The organism is Paenibacillus gallinarum (assembly GCF_014836635.1).
Classification (GTDB): Bacteria; Bacillota; Bacilli; order Paenibacillales; family Paenibacillaceae; genus Paenibacillus; species Paenibacillus gallinarum.
Genome location: NZ_JACSQL010000006.1, coordinates 25,875 through 49,517, shown reverse-complemented (window position 1 = coordinate 49,517; position 23,643 = coordinate 25,875). Strand labels below are relative to the sequence as shown.

21 protein-coding genes are annotated in these 23,643 nt (G+C 39.0%); 3 read left to right on the top strand and 18 right to left on the bottom strand.

The genetic code is table 11. From position 1 onward, the window contains the following. Positions 1–57: 57 nt before the first annotated feature. The 3 genes from H9647_RS13940 to H9647_RS13930 form a co-directional block, all read right to left on the bottom strand. Positions 58–858, bottom strand: coding sequence for an SDR family NAD(P)-dependent oxidoreductase (locus H9647_RS13940; protein ID WP_191800932.1), 801 nt, complete (start codon positions 856–858; stop codon positions 58–60). Between the two features lie 498 nt (positions 859–1,356). After that, positions 1,357–1,932, bottom strand: a complete 576-nt coding sequence (locus H9647_RS13935) for a GNAT family N-acetyltransferase (protein WP_191800930.1) — start codon at positions 1,930–1,932, stop codon at positions 1,357–1,359. A 302-nt stretch (positions 1,933–2,234) separates the two neighbouring features. Further along, positions 2,235–3,152 (bottom strand): methyl-accepting chemotaxis protein, encoded by a 918-nt coding sequence (locus tag H9647_RS13930; protein ID WP_191801353.1) that lies wholly within the window; start codon positions 3,150–3,152, stop codon positions 2,235–2,237. A 323-nt stretch (positions 3,153–3,475) separates the two neighbouring features. Here H9647_RS13930 and H9647_RS13925 point away from each other — a divergent pair, with 323 nt between their 5' ends. Next, entirely contained in the window at positions 3,476–5,125 is a 1,650-nt protein-coding gene (locus H9647_RS13925; protein WP_191800928.1) for a diguanylate cyclase domain-containing protein, read from the top strand. Positions 5,126–5,243: 118 nt separating this feature from the next. Here the strand turns inward: H9647_RS13925 and H9647_RS13920 are convergent, their stop codons facing one another. Then, positions 5,244–6,143 (bottom strand): alpha/beta hydrolase, encoded by a 900-nt coding sequence (locus H9647_RS13920; protein WP_191800926.1) that lies wholly within the window; start codon positions 6,141–6,143, stop codon positions 5,244–5,246. A gap of 128 nt (positions 6,144–6,271) precedes the next feature. On the opposite strand from H9647_RS13920, the gene glsA reads away from it, so the two are divergent. Further along, positions 6,272–7,210: a glutaminase A gene (glsA, locus tag H9647_RS13915; protein WP_191800924.1), complete on the top strand. Its 939-nt coding sequence runs from the start codon at positions 6,272–6,274 to the stop codon at positions 7,208–7,210. A 132-nt stretch (positions 7,211–7,342) separates the two neighbouring features. On the opposite strand, the gene H9647_RS13910 is transcribed toward glsA, so the two are convergent. The 10 genes from H9647_RS13910 to H9647_RS13865 all read right to left on the bottom strand — a co-directional run bounded on the left by H9647_RS13910 (position 7,343) and on the right by H9647_RS13865 (position 18,192). Next, positions 7,343–9,949 carry an ABC transporter permease gene (locus H9647_RS13910; protein ID WP_191800922.1) on the bottom strand — a complete coding sequence of 869 codons (2,607 nt, stop codon included), beginning with the start codon at positions 9,947–9,949 and terminating at the stop codon, positions 7,343–7,345. Continuing rightward, the gene (locus H9647_RS13905; protein ID WP_191800919.1) at positions 9,946–10,629 is read right to left on the bottom strand and encodes an ABC transporter ATP-binding protein; all 684 of its coding nucleotides are present in this window, start codon (positions 10,627–10,629) and stop codon (positions 9,946–9,948) included. Before H9647_RS13905 ends, H9647_RS13910 begins: the two co-directional genes overlap by 4 nt. A 161-nt stretch (positions 10,630–10,790) precedes the next feature. Then, positions 10,791–11,792 (bottom strand): sensor histidine kinase, encoded by a 1,002-nt coding sequence (locus H9647_RS13900; RefSeq protein ID WP_191800917.1) that lies wholly within the window; start codon positions 11,790–11,792, stop codon positions 10,791–10,793. Between the two features lies 1 nt (position 11,793). Further along, a complete protein-coding gene (locus tag H9647_RS13895) occupies positions 11,794–12,477 on the bottom strand; it encodes a response regulator transcription factor (protein ID WP_191800915.1) in 684 nt (227 codons plus the stop codon). A 115-nt stretch (positions 12,478–12,592) separates the two neighbouring features. Beyond that, complete coding sequence (locus tag H9647_RS13890; RefSeq protein WP_191800913.1) at positions 12,593–13,714, bottom strand: phosphotransferase; 1,122 nt, start codon at positions 13,712–13,714, stop codon at positions 12,593–12,595. A 91-nt stretch (positions 13,715–13,805) separates the two neighbouring features. After that, entirely contained in the window at positions 13,806–14,390 is a 585-nt protein-coding gene (locus H9647_RS13885) for a hypothetical protein (protein ID WP_191800911.1), read from the bottom strand. 234 nt (positions 14,391–14,624) lie between these two features. Then, positions 14,625–15,839: an MFS transporter gene (locus H9647_RS13880; protein ID WP_191800909.1), complete on the bottom strand. Its 1,215-nt coding sequence runs from the start codon at positions 15,837–15,839 to the stop codon at positions 14,625–14,627. Between the two features lie 49 nt (positions 15,840–15,888). Further along, positions 15,889–16,299, bottom strand: coding sequence for a MarR family winged helix-turn-helix transcriptional regulator (locus H9647_RS13875; RefSeq protein ID WP_191800907.1), 411 nt, complete (start codon positions 16,297–16,299; stop codon positions 15,889–15,891). Between the two features lie 545 nt (positions 16,300–16,844). Further along, the gene (locus H9647_RS13870; protein ID WP_191800905.1) at positions 16,845–17,606 is read right to left on the bottom strand and encodes an AAA family ATPase; all 762 of its coding nucleotides are present in this window, start codon (positions 17,604–17,606) and stop codon (positions 16,845–16,847) included. A gap of 142 nt (positions 17,607–17,748) precedes the next feature. Beyond that, positions 17,749–18,192: an NUDIX hydrolase gene (locus tag H9647_RS13865; protein ID WP_191800903.1), complete on the bottom strand. Its 444-nt coding sequence runs from the start codon at positions 18,190–18,192 to the stop codon at positions 17,749–17,751. Positions 18,193–18,387: 195 nt separating this feature from the next. Between H9647_RS13865 and H9647_RS13860 the strand changes: the two genes are divergently transcribed. Further along, complete coding sequence (locus tag H9647_RS13860; protein ID WP_191800901.1) at positions 18,388–19,374, top strand: iron-hydroxamate ABC transporter substrate-binding protein; 987 nt, start codon at positions 18,388–18,390, stop codon at positions 19,372–19,374. Positions 19,375–19,517: 143 nt separating this feature from the next. On the opposite strand, the gene H9647_RS13855 is transcribed toward H9647_RS13860, so the two are convergent. The 4 genes from H9647_RS13855 to H9647_RS13840 all read right to left on the bottom strand — a co-directional run bounded on the left by H9647_RS13855 (position 19,518) and on the right by H9647_RS13840 (position 23,638). Next, positions 19,518–20,402, bottom strand: coding sequence for an EamA family transporter (locus tag H9647_RS13855; RefSeq protein ID WP_191800899.1), 885 nt, complete (start codon positions 20,400–20,402; stop codon positions 19,518–19,520). 173 nt (positions 20,403–20,575) lie between these two features. After that, entirely contained in the window at positions 20,576–21,934 is a 1,359-nt protein-coding gene (locus H9647_RS13850) for an LLM class flavin-dependent oxidoreductase (protein WP_191800896.1), read from the bottom strand. Positions 21,935–21,971: 37 nt separating this feature from the next. Beyond that, positions 21,972–22,817, bottom strand: coding sequence for an ABC transporter permease (locus tag H9647_RS13845; protein ID WP_191801351.1), 846 nt, complete (start codon positions 22,815–22,817; stop codon positions 21,972–21,974). Continuing rightward, positions 22,781–23,638, bottom strand: a complete 858-nt coding sequence (locus H9647_RS13840) for an ABC transporter permease (RefSeq protein WP_191800895.1) — start codon at positions 23,636–23,638, stop codon at positions 22,781–22,783. Before H9647_RS13840 ends, H9647_RS13845 begins: the two co-directional genes overlap by 37 nt. Positions 23,639–23,643 lie beyond the last annotated feature (5 nt).

Genomic DNA, 23,643 nt, shown 5'->3' with positions numbered 1-23,643 from the left:
GTGCTTTTTATCAGATATAGATATTAACCGAATCACTTTATAAAGTCGATATAATTATTATAGGTTTTTACTCATTGCAACGAAGTCCGGAACGGTTGGGTTAGCAAGATAATGTCCGCCTTCTACTTGAATGGTTTGTCCTGTGATGAATTTAGATTCATCTGAAGCAAGGAAAAGAACCGTATTAGCGATATCTTCTGGCTCTCCGTGGTAAGGAAGAGCATTATATTTCATAAATGTATCTAATAGTTCAGGAGACAAGTTATTTTTAGCTGCTGGTGTAAGGATAAGACCTGGTGCAACACCATTACAACGAATATTTTGTTTACCGTATTGTGTTGCTACATATTTAGTCAAATGTACGACAGCTGCTTTCGTTGTACCATATGCTGTACGAATAATATCAGATGCGAATCCAGCCATAGAAGCCGTGTTAATGATCGCACCTCCACCAGCTTTAACCATATGAGGAATCGCATATTTACATCCAGCAAGCACACTTCTTAGGTTTACGTTGACTAGGTGATCCCATTCTTCAAGATCTATATTCACTACATCAAGATCTTTTTTCAAATTCGTCAAACCAACGTTATTAAATAGAATGTTTATCGTTCCATATACTTCAACTGTTTTATCGATTGTTTCTTTAATGGATTCTAGTTTAGAAGCATCCAAGAATACTCCGATCGCTTCGCCGCCTTGATTTACGATTTCTTGAGCTGCTTCTTCAGCACCTTTTAGATTGAAGTCTGCAATAACAACTTTAGCACCTTCTTTAGCTAGAGTTTGTGCTGTTGCAAGTCCGATTCCTGAAGCTCCACCTGTGATAATAGCTACTTTACCTTGTACGCGTTCCATGATTTATGTTCCTCCTGTATGTAAAATGATCTGTCACACGAGCTTCTGGGAACAAGTTTACTTATATGTTAGTAATCTCTCACATTAAATCTCGTAAACAGTGATTTTTAGCACAGAGAAGTATAACATTAAGAGAATCATAAAATCAAGTCTCTCTTATATTTTAAAATTAAGATTTATAGTTTTAATATAAATAAATTTACATATCCTTGCAATACATCTTCATTTCCTGTAAAAAAAGAAAATCCCTTTTTTGAATAAACCGACCGACATAATCTTTTGGTTTATCATGTTTTATTAATGAAACAGCTTGCTCATAATCCATCCATTTCAATTCAAATTCTTAATTTATGATAGTTATTTTCCGATACATAAAGTAGAGCAATTTGATTAGATTCATTTAAGATGATTGCTCTTACAGCTCCTTTAATCTATTTATCCCCTCTAACCATGGAAAGGGCTGCCTTATGGCAACCCTTAATCCTTTCGTCTTTCCTCTTATTCTTTTTTCATTGTGTAATAGTGATACTTCTTTTCTTCAATCTCTATATCACGTTCAAACACAAATCCGGATTTACTTATCACCCGATTAGATGAAAAATTGCATGTCTGCGCAATAGCAACGAGTTGCTCGGTATTTGTATTACTGAACAAGTAATGAATGAGTCCCTTCACTGCTTGCGTAGTATACCCATTATTTCTATACTCGCTTGAAATCCCGTAGTAAATTTCTCTCTTGGGTGGAGTAATTTTGTCTAGCACTCCTGTACCGCAGACACCAATGAACTTACCTGTTGCTTTCGAGATGATTCCCAGACGCAAGCGAATTTCTCCTATATCCCCATCTGTCGATACAGCTTGTAAGAATCGTTTATTCTCCGGGATTTCATAATTATGAAACCACTCTTCTCTCTGCTCCTTAGACACATTCCAATCTACTAGAAACTCATGAAAATGTGGTTGCCAAGTAAGATCGTGAAGAGCATCTAAGTCCTCTGCCATATACTCTCTCAATATAATATCAGTGCAATCTATCGTTAATATCTCATCATTTGTATTGATGACATGCTTCATGTGAACCTCCTCAAAATAGCAGGAGTACAAAGCAGATGACCAGGAAAGACATATCCAATAATACAGAAACTCCTCAAGGATTCACTGCAATATGCGATAAAATCAACACTTTGCTCTGCATCCTTGTAATGGTGATAATAATCCTTATTAGACAACCTATTACAAAGTTACTGGCATCGTGTTATCCTACTTCCATTTATATCCATAAAATTATAACAAGGTTTTCGTTCAACTTCAATCTCCTGAACTGGGATTCCACACTAAAAAGAGCATGAGAAATTCCTCATGCCCTTCATCTACATTTATACAATCGTTATCACTTGTCTTGCTTTGGAATCTAGCTCCTGTGCGGAGGAGAGTATCACTGTAAAATCCTTCATGGCAACCTCAATCTGCTGTTGACTTTGCTCAATATAATTCTGAATTTCCATTGTTCCTTGAGATATATTTGATATCTCTTTCGTTATGCCCTGTACACTGTCTCGTATCTCAACAATCGAATTCTCTACCATCGAAGACAGTTTCTTTACTTCTTTCGCCACAACATCAAACCCTCTGCCATATTCACCTGCATGGGCAGCTTCGATTGCAGCATTAAGGGCGAGGAGCTGCGTCTGGGAGGAAATGTTGCGAATCGTTTTTACTACGTTTTGTATGGATTTAGCTTCCTGCTGTAAATCTGTAAGCGTTTGCGTATTTATGGCAGATACTTTCGCAATGGAAAAGATACTTTCTAACAATTCTTCGCTGCGTTCAATTCCCATTTCAGCACGTTTGTTTAGGACTGTGGACATTTCCTTGAGCTCATCTACAACAGCCGTAAGATTATTTTGGCGATTCGTTATGTTAGTGGCTACCTTAGTTACAGCGAGAATTTTCTCGTCCTTTTCATCAAAAATCGGCATATAGGTAGCTTCGAGCCACATTTGATTCCCTTTAGCATCTTTACGTTCAATCTTATCCTGATAACTTTTCCCACAAAGGATATTGCTCCAGAACTCTTCGTACTCAGGACTATTAACAAATTTGGTAAAGCATAATTCCTTATGTAACATTCCATACATTTCTTCTCTCGAATAACCCATGCTTCTTGCAAATCCTTCATTCACATACGTTACACGGCGTTCTAGATCAAATCGAATAATTGCTAAGTTCTTCTCCATCGCCGAAATCACGGAATGATATGTCACGCCATCCTCCGTGCTGTTATTACTTATCATGTTCAATTACATTCCTCCATACTCTTACTGGGGCTTAACTAAAATAAGAAATAAAAATCGCACAGTACCAATGGGTCAACAAAGAAATATACAGGCTAAAAGGTAGTCTGTCTGTATTAATACACACATCTTAACTCTTCAGCTAATTTCTTTTGTTATCAGTTAATTAATTACAATAGTAATACAAAATATAACAAATAGCGATAAAAACCGACAAATTCTATGGATTATTTTTCCTGTTTATGATATATTCACTCTGTTCACTTTATATGAAAAAGCCTCGTTCTCTGAGTCTTAAAACATATTAGACGTGGGAGGCTATCATGATAAAATTACGTACTATTCTTATTCTTACATTTACATCGTTTGTTATTTTAACAACTACGATCATCGGGTCACTCCTAAGCAATCGTTCTGCAGTTCGATTACAAAATGAGATAGGTCAATCCCTTTCAAGTATCGCTTATCAGATGTCGGACAAACTCGACAGTTTCATGTGGTCCCGTGCAGGAGAAGTTGAGATTTTGGCATCTATGATGGAAATGGAACAAACTCAAGATGTAGCGAAGACCCAAAAATCACTTGATCAATTAAAGGCGAGTTTCCCTTCTTTCTCCTGGGTTGGATTCATGGACGAGCAAGGTGAAGTTCTTGCTGCTACGGACGGAATATTAGTAGGAACCAACATAGCTGAACGTCCGGTATTCAAAGAAGGAATCAATGGAAAGTTTATCGGAGATGTACATGAAGGCGTATTACTCTCGAAACTTCTTCCTAATCCCACGGGAGAACCCTTACAGTTCGTCGATATCAGTTTACCTGTACAAGGTAAAGCAGGAACCACAATCGGTGTACTTGCTGCCCACTTAAGCTGGGAATGGTCGAAAGAAGTTCAGCGAACGATTCTTGAACCTCAAAAGGACCATATAAAGGATTTAGAATTATTTATAATCAGTAAAGCAGACAGCACGGTGCTGCTTGGGCCAGAGAATATGGTAGGTAAGAAACTTAATATTAGCAGCGTTACAGAAGGTCAAAAAGGTGAGAATGATTGGGAAATTGAGGAATGGCCCAATGGAAAAAGCTATCTCACAGGTTATGCCTATGGGGATGGTTATCTGAATTATGAAGGCCTCGGCTGGACTGTCCTAGTTAGACAACCTACCGATGTCGCATTTTCTTCTATGAGCCAAATGATGAACAGTTTTATTTTTATTGGTATTATTGCATCCATCGTATTTGCCACGATCGGTTGGTTTCTTGCGGAGTCGATTTCAAGACCCATTCGTGGAATAACAGCAGCAGCGAATCAGCTTCGTTCGGGTAGAAATGTTACCATTCCTGAATACAAGAGATTTTCTGAGATACACAGTCTCTCTACATCGCTGCGAAGTTTAGTTGAATCGTTAAGTCGTTCCGAATCTGCACTCGGAGATATGAAACTTCTCGCTGAAAAAGATCAATTGACCGGACTTCCGAACCGTATCGCACTTGAACGTTATCTGGAAGAAACGATTGAACATCTCGATATGACCTTCGAGACACTTGCATTTATGTACATCGACTTAGATGGCTTCAAAAAAGTGAATGACACACTAGGCCATCAAGTAGGAGACTTACTTTTGCAAAAAGTTGCACAAAGACTTCTCATGGTTACGAAACCCGGAAACATTACTGTTCGATTAGGAGGAGATGAGTTTTTGCTCATTCTTCGATCATCACAAGCTGATTCTTATCAAGAGTCTCTTGATTTAGCTGAAGAAATTATTACTTTAATGAATAAACCTTTTATTGTTGATTTCAATCATGTTTCTATTGGCTGCAGTATTGGTGTTGCATTCTATCCTCTGCATGACCCTAATGTCGGTAACATTATTCGAATAGCAGATGAATGTTTATATCGATCGAAGCAGTCTGGAAGAAATCGAGTTACATTTTATGATGAACATCAAGAAGATCAAAACGAGTCATAAAAGTATACAGGTGCGGCATAGCAGATATTTCTGCTATGCCGCATTTTTTAATATCAATGGGATTAGTATGCAGAACATGGTTCCTATATCGTGTGATCATCCGTTCCTCAAAAATGTTCTAGTTTTGTTTAATGAAACTTATGATCGCCTGCTTATATTTCTCCGGTTCTTCAAGTCTTGGAAAGTGAGCACTTTTATCAAAGGTTATGATGGAATGATTAGGTATTTGTTGTCTATATGTTTCCTGTTGTTCTACCGTACATACGGGATCGAATACACCTGTAATTAACAGTGAAGGCTGAGTAAGTTTGTGGAGCTTTGGAAGTAAACTTTTGAAAAATTCGCCCTCCTCCTGCAGTTTATTGATATGTATCTGACCCCTTTCCCAAAGTTCGCCCGGCGGAACCAATCGATCTACTAGTTCATTGTATTCTTCTGGGTTCATGCCTTTAAAATAAAGATGCTCACGATGTTCGCCTAATTGTTGGCCAATCTCCCCCCAAGCATTCCAAAGTTCACTAGCTGAGAAATCTCCCTCTAAATACTGATTACAGTTCTGGATACCTTCTTGATGGTTTAAAGATTGAAAAATAGGCATTGCCCTTTGAATAAAATTATTCATCGAGCTTTTTATATCAAAAGAAGGAGTTTCAAATATTACTTTTTTTACGGAACTGGGATACTGAACCGCATAATTGAACGCCACATATCCACCAAACGAATGACCTAACACGGTCCACTGACGAATACCTAAATGAATCCGTAAAGCTTCACAATCTTCTATGATATCTTGTATGCCAAACGTTTCTCCTTCTGATATAGGGTCAGATCTCAAGACTCCTCTTTGATCAAAAGCAATTACCCTTACTGTTGCTGATAATTCTTTTGCCTGATGATAACAAAAATCGACGCAACTGGCTCCAGGTCCTCCATGTAAATATAATAATGCCTCTTCACATGTGTCGTTGTACTCCTCAACATATAGCCGGGTACCACGAATGGGTAGTAAGGATTTCATTGTTTCCTCCTTTTTTTGCTCTGCTACTACTTAATTATCTCTTCACACTCATAATCCTTCCGTTCTGCGGGAAAAGTAAGATAGTTCTAATTCTCCGCTATTTGTTTAACGAAAAGGAGCTCTCCAAGATGAATACCGAAATTGAAAAGTTACGAAAGCAACTTCCTGAATGGGTCAAGTCAAGTGTGCCCCACTCTTCTACTGGAAAAGTCGCTTCTTATATACCTGAATTAGCGAAAGCATCTCATGATGCCTTAGGGATCACGCTTTTAAACACAAAGGGAGAATTTGCTTCCGCTGGAAGCTTTCAAATGTGTTTTACTATGCAAAGTATCTCTAAAGTGTACACACTGATTTTAGCTCTTATGGATAATGGAGAAGATATCGTATTTAGTAAAGTTGGTATGGAGCCGACAGGAGATAACTTTAATTCCATGCTTAAGCTCGAACTCGTTAGACCGGGTATTCCTTTCAATCCGTTTATTAATGCAGGAGCTATTATGGTCTCTTCTTTAATTCACGGGAACAGTCAAAAAGATAAATCAGAACGGATTCTTCAATTTTTCAAAGAACTTGCCAATAATGATAACCTAAAACACGATGAGGATGTTTTTCACTCGGAACTTGAATCCGGACATTTAAATCGTTCCATAGCTTACTTTTTAAAAGGAAATGGTGTCCTTGATGGGGATGTCGAAGAAGTACTGAAAATATACTTTTGTCACTGTTCTATTCTCGTCAATTGCGCTGACTTAGCACGCATGGCTTTGGTTCTTGCTTGCGATGGTGTAGATCCTCTGACTGGAAAAAAACTGATTCCACCAAGGTTTGTCCAAATTGCAAAAACATTCATGACAACTTGCGGTATGTATAATGCATCTGGTGAATTCGCTATCCAGGTTGGGTTACCAGCCAAAAGCGGAGTGTCAGGAGGTGTTTTAGCACTGGTGCCAGGACGCTATGGAATTGGGGTTATTGGACCAGCACTTAATGACAAAGGGAATAGTCAAGCCGGAATAGAATTGCTTGAGACGATCTCACAAGAGATGAAATGGAGCATATTCTAACACATTACAGGTTCAAACCTACATTAGTGGCATAAATATAGAAAAATGAAGCTCTGCCTATTCATTAGAACAAGTTTGAATAAGCAGAGCTTCATTTTATTTGCTCAAGTATCATAAGTAAGTGTAACTGAATTATATATTTTCCTGTTTTAGTGCATCAATAATATTTTCTTTTTTCACTTTGAAACTGGAATACAGCATAGCTGCACTTACAATCAAAAACACAGCTAAGATAACATACAGTATACTAAGCCAAGGGAGTGAAAATCCGAACATGAAACTGTTCATCATAGCTCGGTAGATGAAGTACATCACCAGGATACTTATAGGAATTCCATAAAGCAGGGATTTAATCCCGTAAAATATACTTTCATAATTGATCATTTTTCTAAAACCTTTTGGCGTCATTCCCATTGATTTCAGCATCGCAAATTCACGCTTCCGAAGCGATATGCTGGTTGAGATCGTATTAAAAATATTAGCTACCGATATTAATGTAATTAACACGATAAAACCATACGTGAAAACGGACATGAGTAAAACCATCTGTTCTTCTTGCTGTCGATTCTGATATACATTGTAAATATAAATATTATTCTCTTTCATTTCTTCAATAGAATTCTGTGTCGCTATAGGATCTGAACTCGTTAGGTAAAGTGTATTTCTCCTATCTTTTTCCATGTTCTCACTGACTAGCTCTTCAAAAACCTGTTCTGAAACAACGATAACCAGGTTACCCAGATAGGAAGGAGAAATACCTAAAGGTAACTCGTCTGTTAACGTAGCAATTTTTACAGATTTCATATCTATTTCTTCGCTTGTTTCCCAATCGGTATAAAATAGATCTATACGATCGCCTTTATCCAAATAGGTCGCCTTTGTTTCCACAAATTTTCTTGTTTCTTGATCTTCATATCTATTTTTGTCAATTACAATCGCAGCCGGTTGATCAGGATCAATTAATTGATCGTAATTGGCTTCTGTCTTCTCAGCGTATGCCTTTAGATTTATATCATCGAGGGCAAAAATTTGTATGAAATATGGATATTTCCCGTCTCTCAGAATACTATCGTCTTTCTTTATATTCTCTTTTAGCTCATCAGCGATTAATGCTTTATCAATCAAAGAATTTACCTCTAAAGATTGAATATAATTAGCATCTGTGACATTCGAAAGAGCGGTAATCGAGTTAACCAGCTCAGCTGTTTCTTCTTCAGAATCCAGCTCCATCCGAACTAAAATATCATAATGTACCCCGCTGGAAGAAAGATCAACTCCCTTTTTCAGATTCCCTGTAAAAGAAGTAACACTTAAAAACAAAACAATACTAATCACAAGAGAAAATACGGTCGCTTGGTATCTGCGCTTATTTCTTTTTAAGTTCTTCAGACCAATTTCTGCTTCCATTCCAAATACTCTACGAACAAGTTTCGAGGTTTTCACTGCTTTGCGTGTCAGCTTTACATCTTGGGTCTGACGAATCGCATCAATGGCAGAAATCTTAGAAGCTTTCAGGGCGGGTATATAGGTTGAGATAAAGATCGTCAGCATTGAAACAAGACAAGTGATAAGAATAGAAGATGGAGTCACTGTTACAGTTAATTTTTCAGAAACTCCTAACACACCTTGAATTATCGGATTAATACACATAAACGTAATCGCAATACCAACAAGTCCAAAAATGATGCCTAACGGAATACTAATGGTTCCGATCACGAGTCCTTCAAAGTAAACTGAATTTCGTTTTTGTCTCTTCGTTGCCCCCACACTCGCCAGCATTCCTAGATGTCTAGCTCGTTCTGAAACCGAAATCGCAAACGCATTATAAATTAATGCTACAGAACCAATCACAATGACAGTCATAATGATGACAGATAACGAAAGAAGCATATTTCGGAAACCATCATTTTTGGTAATTCCATAATATCGCAGTAATGCATTGTTATACGCTACATCTTTTATATCTGCTTGATCTGCTAATTGTTCAGCATGTTTATATAAAGAATAATCTACCTTCTTAAGAACCACGGTAGCTGTCACTTTATCTCCAGCAGATAATTGGTTTTCATCAAAATAATTAAGGACGGTATACCCTGGTGATTGTACAGGTTCCCACGTAGGACGTTCAATGATCCCTACCACAGTGTAGTTTTGAGTTGATTGATTTTGAAGACGCTCCTTTATATTACCGTTAACTTTTTGTAATGGATCGACTGGTTTTAAAATATAGTTTTCACTTTCATCCCCGTTAGTAGTTATACGCTCCCCCACTTGTAACGATAAGGTGTCACCAACCTTATAGTTCACTTTTGCATTAGAAGCAATTTCTTGAGAGATCACAACTTCATTTTTTGATGTAGGAAATCGCCCTTCGATCAGCTCAACAGGAAATTGTGTAAACCCCTGCTCATTATATGCTTTTATAAATAGATAAGGTTTGCTATCATTTTGACTTCCCTGTAAAGGAGCATAACCAAGATCCTTCGAAATGATAAGAGATTGGATATTCTCGTCTGCTTCGATTACATTTAACTGTGCTTTATCTACATCCTGATACTGTACATGCCATTCCCCTTCTGTTGCGATATTTTGTCTCTTCATAAGATCCATAAATGAAACACTAAGAGTGATTACCGCAATAAACATAGCGACCGAAATAATTACGCCCAAAACCGTTACTAATGTTCTTCGCTTGTTTAATTTTAAATGTCGTAGTGTTAATTTATTGACGATATTCACGGACGGATCACCTCATCTTTAGCGATCCTTCCATCTTCTATCGTAATAATTCGATCTGCTTGCAGAGCGATTCGTTCATCATGAGTAATGACAATGAGTGTTTGATTATAAGTTTTATTAAACATTTTTAGAAGATCAACGATTTCAGCGCTGTTCTTGCTATCCAGATTACCGGTCGGTTCGTCTGCTAACATAATGGAAGGATTACTGATAAGCGCTCTGCCAATGGACACGCGTTGCTGTTGTCCTCCTGACAGCTGGTTAGGTAAATGCCCCAGACGCTCTTCTAAATTTAACAGTTTTACCGTATCCGCAAACTGCTTCTTATCCACTTTATGTCCATCCAGCAGTAGAGGAAGCGTAATATTCTCTTCCACGGTTAATACCGGTATTAGATTATAAAACTGATAAATTAGTCCAATTTGTCTACGCCGAAATATCGCAAGCTGCGTTTCGTTTAAAGCATAAATATCTGTATTATCCACATATACTTTACCGCTCGTTGGCTGATCTACACCCCCCAGCAGATGAAGAATGGTTGATTTCCCGGAGCCTGACGGCCCAATGATGGCAACGAACTCGCCTCTTTTCACCGAAAAAGATACATCATCTAACGCCTTCACCGCTGTTTCGCCTTTTCCGTATATTTTAGTTAGATTTTCTACTTTTAAAATCTCCATCGTTGATGACCCCCTTTGTTCATGAGATCAGTATATCTACCTTCCATGACTCTCAGGTGACTCTTAAGTGACTTTTTAGTCACTTAAGGATAACTAAGCAGAAGAAATGCGATATTCGAGTCAAGTTCTATCCTCTTTATAAAGATGAATTTTATAATGCTTCAGATCCTTTGTTTATAAAATTTAATCTGAAACTCGGTTCCCGCTCCAAGCTCGCTTTTTACATCAATCGTTCCATTTTGACTCGTAATAATACTTTGCGCGAGTGCAAGACCAATTCCTACGCTGTCTTCACTTGCCTGTTTTCCTTTAAAGAACCGCTTAAATAGATGAGGAATTTCATCCTTTGGTATTCCTTTTCCGTTATCAGAGATTATAATCTCCGTGAAAAGTACGTTTTCAGCGTATGATATCGTGATTTCTCCGCCTGCTGGCGTATGTTCAACTCCATTTTTCAAAATATTAATTATCGCTTCCGACGTCCAGTTCAGGTCACCAAGAAAGAAAGTGGAGTCTTCTCCATTGATAAGGAGTCTTTGTTCCTTGATATCCATCGGAACGAGTACAGGCTCAATTGACTTCTGAATTAACTCGCTTACCTTAATACGTTCCTTCTTAAATTGAACTGTGCCTGCATCTATTTTTGAAAATTTCAACAATGCAGAAATAAGCCAACCGATTCGATCAAGTTGGATACTGATATTCCGTACGAACTCTATTCTTTTGCTTCGATCAAGATCTGGATCACTTAATAAATCGGCCATGACCGTCATGGAGGTAAGCGGTGTTTTGAGCTGATGAGATATGTCTGAGATCGCATTGGTCAGTTTTATTTTATCTTCTTGTAAAAGAGACCGTTGCTCCGATAACATGAGGGTTACTTTATAGATATCGTTCTTAAGAATGCTAAGCTCGCCTTCCTCGTTATCACGTACATCCAGTGAATAGTTGCCGCTTGTAATTTCACGCAGATAGCTTGATAACTTTGCAATCTCTCGGTATCGGTACCGAGTATATAATATACTACAAGTGATGAGTACTGCTGCCGTAACCATGATGATCCATGCGGTTTCTCTCGAAATCACTAGTGCAGTGATAACAGCAATCAGACTGAACGAAGACATGGTCAGTAGTAACATTCGTATTTCTTTATTTCGGAACATCCTAATCACCAACCTTATATCCTAAACCGCGCACGGTTTTGATCAGCTTCGGTTCTTGTGGATTATCTTCTAGCTTTTCTCGCAACCTTTTAATATATACTGATAACGTATTATCGTTTACGAAGTCCCCTGCTACATCCCATATCCGTTCTAAGAGCTGCGTTCTAGATAGAACTTGACCAATATGATTCGTAAATATAAGTAATAAACGATATTCCAGTGCGGTCAGCAGAACCTCATCTCCATTTTTATACACCTTTCCTTCGAGCGTATTAATCTTTACATTATCGAGTTCAATATAAGATTGAGTTTGCGTTTGTTTTTGATATCGCCGTAAGACGGATTTAATCCGCGAGAGTAATTCCCGAATTCGAAAAGGTTTTGTTATATAATCATCGGCCCCCATATCTAGGCCCATCACAACATTAACCTCATCATCAATAGCTGTTAAAAAGATGACAGGGATATCACTCCGCTCTTTTACGATCTTGCACAGTTCATATCCACTGCCGTCGGGAAGTGACAAGTCAAAAATACATAACGTTAGCTCGGATAACTGATGATCTAACACCTGAACTGCAGATGCGACATCATAACACAGCACCGTCTGATATTGATCTTGCTGCAATGAATATTCCAGTCCAGAAGCTATCGTTTTATCGTCTTCAACAAGTAAAATCTTCATTAGCATTCATCCTAACTTCGATATGATTAACCTATTTTGATGTTTATTCTCTCATAATCAGACTCATATAAAAAGCCGCGGTCTACGCGGCCCCTACAAATGCACTCTTCAGTTTTCATTGTACCATTTTTAAAATCCCAAGTCGTTCTGCTTGTTCTACCGAATCCATCTGAAGCTTGGTAATACAAATCATACGCTTGCTCTCTGATGAATCCTTACCTTGCTGCAGCTGTCTTAACATAAGAGGAATTTCCCATATAGATCGGAAAGCAAAAGAAAGTAAGTAACCGAGTCTAGCCGTTTCCTCGTTCCCATTCCATCCATTTTTCCTAAGTCCATCTATGTATGATGTAAAAATTAGATCTCGATATTCACTGAGCCTGTCAATCGGCACATTACCTCGGCTCATCGATAGACCTAGAAAGCGGCCCAGATCTTCTCCAACTCCTGAAATACTGATAAATTGCCAATCAATCACAGCGAGCTTGTCTTCTTCTTGATACTTATTAGGGTACAAGACATTAAACTCATCAAAATCTTGGTGTGATAATGTTCTCGGAAGACTTTCCAAAGCAATTAAGTATTCATTGCGTTTTCTTTCGAACTGCTCATATTTACCAATAATGTTCATTACTTCGTTGCTTAGATTCATCTGATTCATTTCTTGCCTTAAGGGCATATTCCGGTATTTATTACATTCCCGTATCCAGGAACGCATCCAATATTGGTTGATCCAAGCATGTTGCGGCAGTGATTTCTCATTCACATATGCGGCATGAAATTCTCCTAATTTGGCAGCTGCGTAAGCATAATTCTCTTTCTTCCAAATTGCTATCTCACCTGTCATATCTTCAAGCCATAACCAAACCGTGCCATCGGCTTTTTCTTCCATCTCATAACACTCTGGTGCTATAAAATTACCGGGTAACTGATCAAGTAAACCCGATTCATATGCCAAAATTTCACGTTTCCAATAGTTATAATGACTTGGGTCATCTCGCGTAGAATCGGCAATGACGATTTTAATAATCAAAGACCATTGCCGCATAATTCCACTGCCTATTTCCGTTTTCCCTGCTACACGGTAGACACCGCCAGTAACGAAATTAAGCTGATCTATCGTAATAGGCGTACATGTCCATTCTTTGATTTTTCCTTGTTCATTCTGAAGAATATGGTTTGTTATCTTATTGATCTTGTTCTGATCGATGCGAATCGGAGTCTCTACTGGAATCATCTTTATGTATTACCTCCCAAAAGAATATGATAAAGTCATAACCTAATATATTCGTTTCGAGAGCTACTTCACCCTGCTATCTCTTCATTTCTTACGCCTGATCTATAAACAACAGATTTCGGTAAATGAATTTTGAAGATTTATATTTAAAATCAAGGGATATTCCAGGCCCATCCAGATCCATTTTCACAGAAATGAGTGCCGGTGTGTGTACAAAAGAACGAATTAAACATCGAACAACTTGCTCATTTCCACTTTTTACTGCATTCGATAATCTGACTGCAAATGAACGATCCCTCGCAAGTTTATAATAAAAAGGGAGGACAGCGCGCGAGATGGCCTGATGAATTTTAGAATCATAAGTAAACTGGGTAGTTCCGGGAGTGATCGTCGTACCGTTAGAAAATTCTAAATATGGATTTTTAACAGGAAAACCAATGAAATAACCGATGCCATTGGATCCAAGGAAAAGCCCTTTCGCTCTAGGCGAAACTTTGGTGAGTAACTGAACCATTTTATCAAGATCAGTTGTAATCACCGCTTTACTCCACCCATCCGCATATTTTTTATGGAATGCAATCGCCCTGTAAAATGGATACATCACTTTTGCTGTATTTTGCAATACTCGTGCCGGTACAAATCCTTGCGCTTGCTTGGGGATTTTCTTCTTTACCATAAATGTAACCCTCCTAAAAATACTAGGTTGATTCTTATCTATAGTTTATGTTTCCATATGTAAGCGGATTGGGCTGCAGTTGATAAATAATGCGTAACACTGAAATATAGCAGTCTTTTTTTAAACACAAAAAAGACACCACATATATATATGCGGTGCCTTTTTTCGTTTTATTATCTTAAGCTTAGCTTAAATCTTAAGATTATATTTATATTGTAATGATCGTTTTTTTGTTTAAACGCCTGACTCTTTAAGCCCTGGAATCCGTTCATCTTTCCTTGCTCTCAGTGAAAGAAGGAAGCATAAGAACAATACGATTCCGGCAGAAACGTAAGGGAAGTTCAGATTAACGTCAAACAGAACTCCGGCAATGATAGGTCCTAAAATATTACCCATACTTGTAAATGCAGAGTTAAGACCTGCCACATAACCTTGCTGTTCCATGGCCATCTTAGACATCTGAGTACTGATCGTCGGTCTTAGGATATCAATAGCCAGGAAGACCACAAATGTAACGAGCAGAATCATCCAATACTGATGAACAAATAAGGTAAGAACAATAAAGAGTGCTGCCATTAATAGACAGAATGAGACGACATTTTTTTCACCAAATTTGTTCAAAATCCATCCAAATACGGTCACCTGAACGATAGCACCAGCGATCGAACCAAAGGTGATAATAACCGCGATATCTTTTGCAGTGAAGCCAAATTTCTGATCTACGAATAGACCGAATACAGTCTCATAATTGGCAAGCCCAAAGGATGCGACAAGCACAATAACAAGTGCTAGGAAATAGGGTTCACGGTAAGAATTAGCGAGCTGAGTGAGCAGATTTTGTTTTGGAAGCTTCACGACCTCTTTCACCTGATCACCATCAACTTGAGGTTTTGATTCTGGCAACACGATCAGGGTGACAATTGCTGCAATGGTTCCTGCTACAGCTGCTGCATAAAATGGGACCCTGATTCCATATTCAGCAATGAATCCACCGATTCCAGGTCCAATAATGAAACCTGTGGTAATCGCAGCGTTGATTAATCCCATTCCCTTGCCGCGTTCTTCTCCTGATGTAACATCTGCCGTATAAGCCATAACTGCTGGCATAATGAGTGCTGCCCCAATTCCCCCGAGCATACGTGCAGCAAATAGGAAAAATGCAGTACTGCTAAGACCAAAGATTAGCTCCGATACCGCGAATATAAGCATACCGATGATAATTATTTTTTTGCGTCCCCAGTTGTCTGATAATCTTCCCGCAAGCGGTGAGAATATAAGTTGTGTAAATGAAAATGCTGCTACCAGAAGTCCAACGATACTTCCGCTGATTTGCAGTAAGTCCATATAAGTCGGCATAATTGGAACAACGAGTCCAATTCCCGTAAATATTAAGAAGATGTTTATCATTAGAAGCAGGATAGCTCCTCTATTCCTTAACATTAAAGACATATTTCTTCCTCCATCATGTAGTAACCTATGTTGTTATTATCTACTTCTTTTACTTCTTGTTTTTTTTAATCACTTGATTGATTTCTTCCATTGTGTTTGTCATATGAATTAAATCTTCAATTTTAACTTTGGAGTAATACTTTTCAATCATTTGATCATCAATATCTTCTAACGTATCCATAAATCTCATACCTTGTTTACCTAACACAATAAATGACTCACGTCTGTTGTCAGGATTCACAATCTTCGCAATCAAATCTTGCTGTTCTAACTTCGTAAGTACTTGGCTCACCGCGCTTTTCGTAATATCAAATTCTTGAGCAATCTGTGCTGCAGTCACCCGATCACGGCGAGATATATAAATCAGGACGACTTCTTGCTGTGAGGTGAGATGAAAATCATCCAGTTCTTTAAACTCCTTGGTAATGAGTACATTGAATTCATCCAACATATGGTTCATACTTTTTACCACTTTTCGATAATCCTCCAATTACCTTCTCAACTCCCTTCGCCCATTAGTTTAGTTCACTTAACTAAACTATAATATATCGTCATTACGTATGTTGTCAAACACTTTATTTCAGTGATATTTTTCCATCCTATTTTATAAAAAGGGTTGTTTTTCGATTGCTTTTCGATTGTAATTTCTGTAATTTTCTTTTGATACAAAACATCTGAAATAGATTCATTGAAAGTTAATTATAAAGAGGTACGTATCATAGATACGGTAATTAGATTTATTATTATGAATTTTTCATATATTGAAATATTATAATAATTAACTTATATCTTCTCTTTCATTTTTCTAAAAATAATAGGCTTGCCATTCGGAAAACCAGTTGTTTTTCTTCTATTAAGAATTTTTCAGCACCTTAATTCCTCATTTTTTTCGCCATGTTTCCGGCTTCTTCTAACAAAAAAGACAATCCTTTTCATAATGAAAAAGATTGTCTTTTGGCTTTGAACAGTAGGATTCTACCTTATTGGATGCAGTTGATTTCTTCATTACTCTTCGTCAAATAACTCACTCAGCATACTTTCTTTGTGATTCATAAACTGTTTCATCACGACATAATGATCTGTCTCTTCTAGCCTAACTTTGTCAATGCCCTGCTCTGATAATTGGTAGATGATACTATCTGGGTAAGCCATAAGAATAGGAGAATGTGTGGAGATAATAAGCTGACTTCTGCTTTTTACAAGCTCATGAATACGGGCAAGCATGGACATTTGCCGGATTGGTGACAATGCTGCTTCCGGTTCGTCCAGTATATAAAGACCATATCCACCAAATCGATTCAGAAAAGCAGAAAAAAATGATTCCCCATGGGACTGCTCATGTAATGATTTTCCGCCATACGAATTTTTGAGAGGTGGACCAAAGCCCCCCTCTTCGTCTAAAGTATCTATGTAAGAAGCCACATTATAGTAGCTTTCAGCTCGAAAGAAAAAACCATCTCTTGGTTTAGCCCCTCCTCTAATGAGTCTGATCCGTTCATGTAGATTAGAATGTGTTTCTCTTGTAGCAAACTGAAAATTACGGGTTCCGCCTTCGGGATTAAATCCTGATGCAATGGCGATGGCTTCAAGTAAAGTCGATTTTCCCATCCCATTTTCCCCTACGATATAAGTAACTTTAGGGTGAAATTTCAATGTTTTCAGGTTACGAATCGCTGCGATGTTAAACGGGTAGGTTAAACGATCGTGATGACTTTCAGGCGATATCTGGAGTTCTCTTAAAAAATATGGATTCAATAAATCATTCATATCCTTATTCATCCTCCTTAAGGGCAAGCTAGTAGTTTGGTTCCCGCAATTAGACGATGCTGCATGGAATAGATTCTATTGTTTAGATCCTTTCGTTTAGATTCTATCATTTCAATTCCCGAGCATGCCTCCTCACCATTACTTATTCATGTATGATCGAAAGCGGATAAAAGTGCTCCTTGATTATATTTTGTGTAATTTGTTTCAAAATCTGCCCATTTCGCAATCGACCAAGATCCATCTCTAAAAGATGACTTGGTTCAATCCACTTATAATCTGTAATACTCTCTTCTTGAAGTTGTAGCGACCCACCTATCATCTCTCCCATAAAATGAAACAAAATCACTTGGTCATTTGTTGGACTTGTAAAGTTATAAACACCTGTTGTAGAAGTAAGCTTTACATCGATACCCGTTTCCTCTTTTACTTCACGCTGAGCAGCACCGAGTATAGGTTCACTTTGTTCTGCTCTTCCTGATGGAAAATTCCATTTTCCTACTTCACCCGGCTTATTCTCTTCGATCATTAGCAACTTACCATGACTTACAATCGACACACTTGCTACCAGTACAAAATGAGGCGTCATACTTTACTTCCTCTCTATAACTATTTCAATAGATCCGTATAAAATAGGAGTGAACACGTAATCCTATAAAACATCTCAGCTCTATCAATCGTACACCTTGTATACAAATATGTAACAAAAAAAGAATTGATTTTGATAATGAGAATTGTTATCATTCATATGTATATAGATAGATAACTAGGGGGAACCACAATAATGAGAAAGAAAAAACTAATGACTTTACTGTCGAGCTTGCTCGTCGTATCCGCATTTTTATCTGCTTGCGGAACAAACGAAGATACTACTAATAATACTACACCGAATACAAATGCAGAAACTCCTGCAACCGATGCACAAAATACATCTCAAGAACGTACCGTAACGGATGCCGTGGGACATGAAGTTGTTATTCCTGCTAACCCGCAGCGAATTATTGCTTCCTACCTTGAAGATCATCTCGTTGCGCTCGGTGTAAAACCAGTTGCACAATGGTCTGTTGCGAACGGAATCCAAGAATATCTCCAAACGGAACTTGAAGAGGTTCCAACGATCTCTTATGATCTGCCATTTGAAGAAGTGGCAAGCTTTGAACCAGACCTGATCATTATGGATTCTGCCGATATGGCTGCTGGGGATAAATACGAACAATACTCCAAGATTGCACCCACTTATGTAATTGGTAGTGAAGAGAACAATGACTGGAGAGAAGAACTCCTGAAAATCGGAGAGGTTCTAGGTAAAGATAAAGAAGCACAGCAAGTACTCGATGATTATGATGCGAAAGCAGCCGAAGCTAAAGAGAAACTCGCTGAAGCTGTACCGGGTGAATCCGCTGCCGCAATCTGGCTTGTACAAAAACAGTTCTATATGGTTAGTCAAGATCTATCCAGCGGTACTGTAATGTATGATGACCTAGGTCTTACTGTACCAGAAGTAGTAAAAGAGATTTCAACTACCGGTACGGGTAACTGGCTCCCTGTTTCCCTAGAGAAACTCGCTGAACTCGATGCCGACCACCTCTTCCTGATCAACAGTGACTCCGACACAGGTAGTGAAGCATTGAACGATGATCTATGGAAGAATATTCCGGCCGTGAAAAACGGAAATGTATATGAATTTGGTAAAGATACCAGCTGGCTATACACAGGTGCTGTAGCGAACTCCCAAATGATTGTTGATATACTTAACAGCCTTGTTAAGTAAGATAGGTAAGATATATCTTTTGAATTGCTGATTCATGAAAAAAGGACTCTCATTGATGAGGGTCCTTTTTATTGACGTATTTTTCATATGATGTATTTCGGGAATTAATCACAGTATTCAATCCCCTTCGCTTCTCATCTTTTCTATTGGACTGCCGTAGGTTCATTTTGATTCTGATTCTGATTTCTTCCGAAAATTTGAGGATAAATAATTCCAAATAATATAATTATAATTCCGATCCACTGAACAATGGATACATACTCCTGCAATACCCAGACGGAGGCAATAACAGCAACGGGTAGTTCTCCTGCTCCTAGAATGGTAGCAAGCCCCGTACTTATTTTCGGTGCTCCGAGTGCAAACAGCAATACAGGTAACACCACCCCAAAGGTTCCCAATATAAGCCCAAATAACCAATATCCATCAGCAAACGATACTTCGAGTACTACTTTGGGTGTCAAGATCGTGAGAAGCAGCAATAAGCTGCCTGTCGATGTGTAAAAACTTCTTGTAATCGGTGACATTTGAACCTCTACTCTGCCGCTAAAGAAAACAAACAGTGCCATCGTCACAGCAGCTGCTAAACCAAATAACGTCCCCTTTAGATTTAGCTCAAGTGATTCATTTCCAATGATTCCTCCTGCCAAGATGGTTCCTATAAATAATAGAATGACAGACACCAGTGTTGCCGTTGATGGCCGCCTCCTAGTTACGATCGCCTCAATGAGGACACCAATCCATGTAAATTGAAATAGTAGTACGACCGCAATCGACGCGGGTATACTTTCTAGTGACAGATAATAAGAGATTCCTGTCAGACAGGTACAGGTGCCAACTCCTGCAAGACGGATAAACTGTTTCAGACTCACTTTCTTTCTAGAGAATAAAAGCATCAGAATAAGCAGTAAAATCCACCCGGTCCCAAATTGTCCAAGTGTCAATTGTTGAAACGTGAACCCTTTTTCATATCCCAGTTTAATGACTGTGGACAAGATCCCAAATGAACATGCTCCTAAAAATATGTACATCGAATTCTTCAATAACTGAAACAAACCTTTCCCCCCACGCAAAAACCCCACTTTTTATTGTTTTTGGAAACACGAAAACAATAAAAAGTGGGGTCTTAATTTTTATCTATAAAATTTATAGATAATTGTAAGTGAAATTGTAAAAAAAGTAAACTACAATTGAAGATTTTCTTTTAATTCACACCTACACTCAGCTCAGGCTTTGGCTTAAAATGTCCAAGCTCAGGACGTTCTAGACCAAGATGCTCTCTGAGCGTAGAACCTGTATATTCTTCTCTAAATAAACCTCGTTTTTGCAGAACTGGAATGGCCAGATTCACGAAATCTTCCAGATCCCCTGGAAGAACCGGAGGCATAATATTAAATCCATCGCAAGCATAGGAATCAAACCATTCTTCCATCAGATCTGCTAGCTGCTCAGGCGTTCCCACAAATTGCATGTGTCCGCGACTACTCAGTATCTTTCTTCCCAGATCAAGGATTGACAGTTTGTCTTCATAAGCCATTTCCAAGAACAACTTCACTCGGCTCTTCATACCATTCGAAGCAGCTACCGGATCAGGAATATCAGTTGGAAGTGGGCCCTCTGCTGGATACCCACTCAGATCATAATTGAGGAAACCAGATAACGCCATGACCGCTGTTTCTACAGGGATCAAGTCTTGAAGTTCCTGATATTTTCTTTGAGCTTCTTCTTCTGTTGCTCCTAAAATAGGTGAAAGGCCCGGCATAATTTTCAGCGTACCTTTTTTACGTCCACTTTGCACCAATTTCTCATTTAGTTGCTGATAGAAACGTTGCGCTGCCTTGATCGATTGCTGCGCGGTAAAGATCACTTCTCCATACTGAGCAGCAAATTCTTGTCCTGGTTCAGAAGAACCTGCCTGAATAAGTACTGGATAACCTTGCGGTGGACGAGGTACATTGAGCGGTCCTTTGGTCGAATAGAATTTCCCTTTAAAATCAGCTTCTTTCACTTTTGATCCATCGGCAAATTTTCCATTCTCACGGTCGAGCACAAGTGCTCCATCTTCCCATGTATCCCATAGCGAAGTAACCGCACCTGCGAACTCACTCGCCATTTCGTACCGTAAACCATGCTCCGGATGTTCGGGTCTGCCATAATTATGTGCTTCTATATCCAATTGAGAGGTTACGATATTCCAGCCAGCTCGCCCTCCGCTGATATAATCAAGGGAAGCAAATTTACGCGCTACATTATAAGGTTCATTATAAGTCGTCGATACGGTTGCCGTAAGACCAATTCGCTCTGTAACCATGGATAGCGCAGACAGCAAAGTAATCGGATCGAGCATACCTGAAGCGGCATACTCCACTTGCCGAACATATAGCAAATCAGCAAAAAACATCATATCAAACTTTCCTCTTTCGGCTGTCTGTGCTATTTTTTTGTACATTTCAATATCAAATAGTTGTTCCACACCAGAATCTGGATGTCTCCAGCCTGCATGATGATGTCCTGTATAATAAATAAAAGCGCCTAGATGCATCTGTTCATTTCTTTGTCCCATGTGTTAAACAACCCTTCTGCTATTTATTTGGAATGTATTATCCTTTATAAGTCTCTCTCCAGCGAAGAAGTCTTGACTCCAGCATACGGACGATAGAATCAGAGAGCTTTCCGATGATAGCGAAAATAATAATGCCTACAAATACGATATCTGTTTGTGAGTACGCTCTAGCATCTTGAATCATATATCCGATCCCGCTGCTCGTTCCCATCATCTCTGCAACCACCAGTACCAGCCACGCTACGCCAAGTGCTAATCGAATACCTAACAGAATATTAGGAAGTGCAGCTGGCAGGATTAACCGGGTCAGTAATTGAATTTTTGAATACTGAAAAATCCGGGATACATCATACAGCTTTACATCTACACTTCGAATCCCGAGAAATGTATTCACATACACCGGGAAAAAAGCGCCCAAAGAAATCATTAATATTTTCGAAAACTCCCCAATTCCAAACCACAGGATGAATAGCGGAATGAGTGATAACAGTGGAATGGTCCGCAGCATTTGAACGGAAGGGTCTAGTGTTCGTTCTGCCATTTTTCCAAGTCCCGTAAATAGTCCAAGAAATAACCCCGTAAGTCCTCCTAACAAAAAGCCCGATAACGCACGAAATGTACTGATTGCAAAATGCTCCCACAGCGTGCCGCTTTGTACCAGACTGAAAAACTGTTTACTAATTGCAACCGGAGTCGGAAGCAGATTGGGCGCAATGAGTTGGAGACTTCCCGCAGCCTGCCATACGGCTACAAGCAGGATGGGAAGCACCCATGCATGAAGTGGAGCAGGAATGTACTCAAGCCAGTCCTTAGAGCGGATCTGCTTCCTCCTAATGGAATCAGCTTTCACGAACGCCCACCTCCCTTGTAACTGTCTTGCCATGAAAGCATGCGATGTTCCAGCCATCTAATTAAGGAATCAGACAATTTTCCAACGACGGCAAATACGATAATACCGACGAACACAACCGATGTTAAAGAAAATGACCGAGCATCATTGATGATGTATCCAATACCGGAACTCGAACCCATGAGTTCAGCCACAACGAGTCCAAGCCATGCGACCCCAATGGATAAACGGATACCGAGAAAAATATTAGGCAGTGCCGCCGGCACAATTAACTTCCAGATCAGCTCCCATCTGCTGAACTCCAGGACTCGGGCAACATCAAAAAGTTTGTTGTCTACCGAACGTATTCCAAGAAACGTATTAACGTAAAGCGGGAAAAAGGCTCCCTTTGCAATCAATAAAATTTTTGAAGTCTCCCCAAAACCAAACCATAAAATAAACAAAGGGGCGATTGCTAGATGTGGCAACGTCCGCAGCATCTGCAGAGAAGGATCAACAAGCCGCTCTGCCCGGTAGGAAAAACCGACCCATACTCCTGCTGCAAGTCCCAGCCCTCCTCCTATAATGAATCCAAGAAAGGCTCTCCCTGCTGAAATGCCGAGGTTTGAAGCTAATTCACCGGAAAGAGTCATGGCAACCAGTTCATTCCAAATGACACTTGGTGTCGGGAGAAGCACGGGATTAAGTAAGCCTAGTGAACCCGCAATCTGCCATATTGCAATTAGAAGTAATGGTACAGACCATCCTAAAGCGATGTTAATCCACCTTATTTTCCACCTTCGGTCTTTCTTCTGAAACCATTCGCGGGGGCCCTCCCGCTTCTTCGCTAATTTACTAACACTGTTTTGAAGCATGAAAA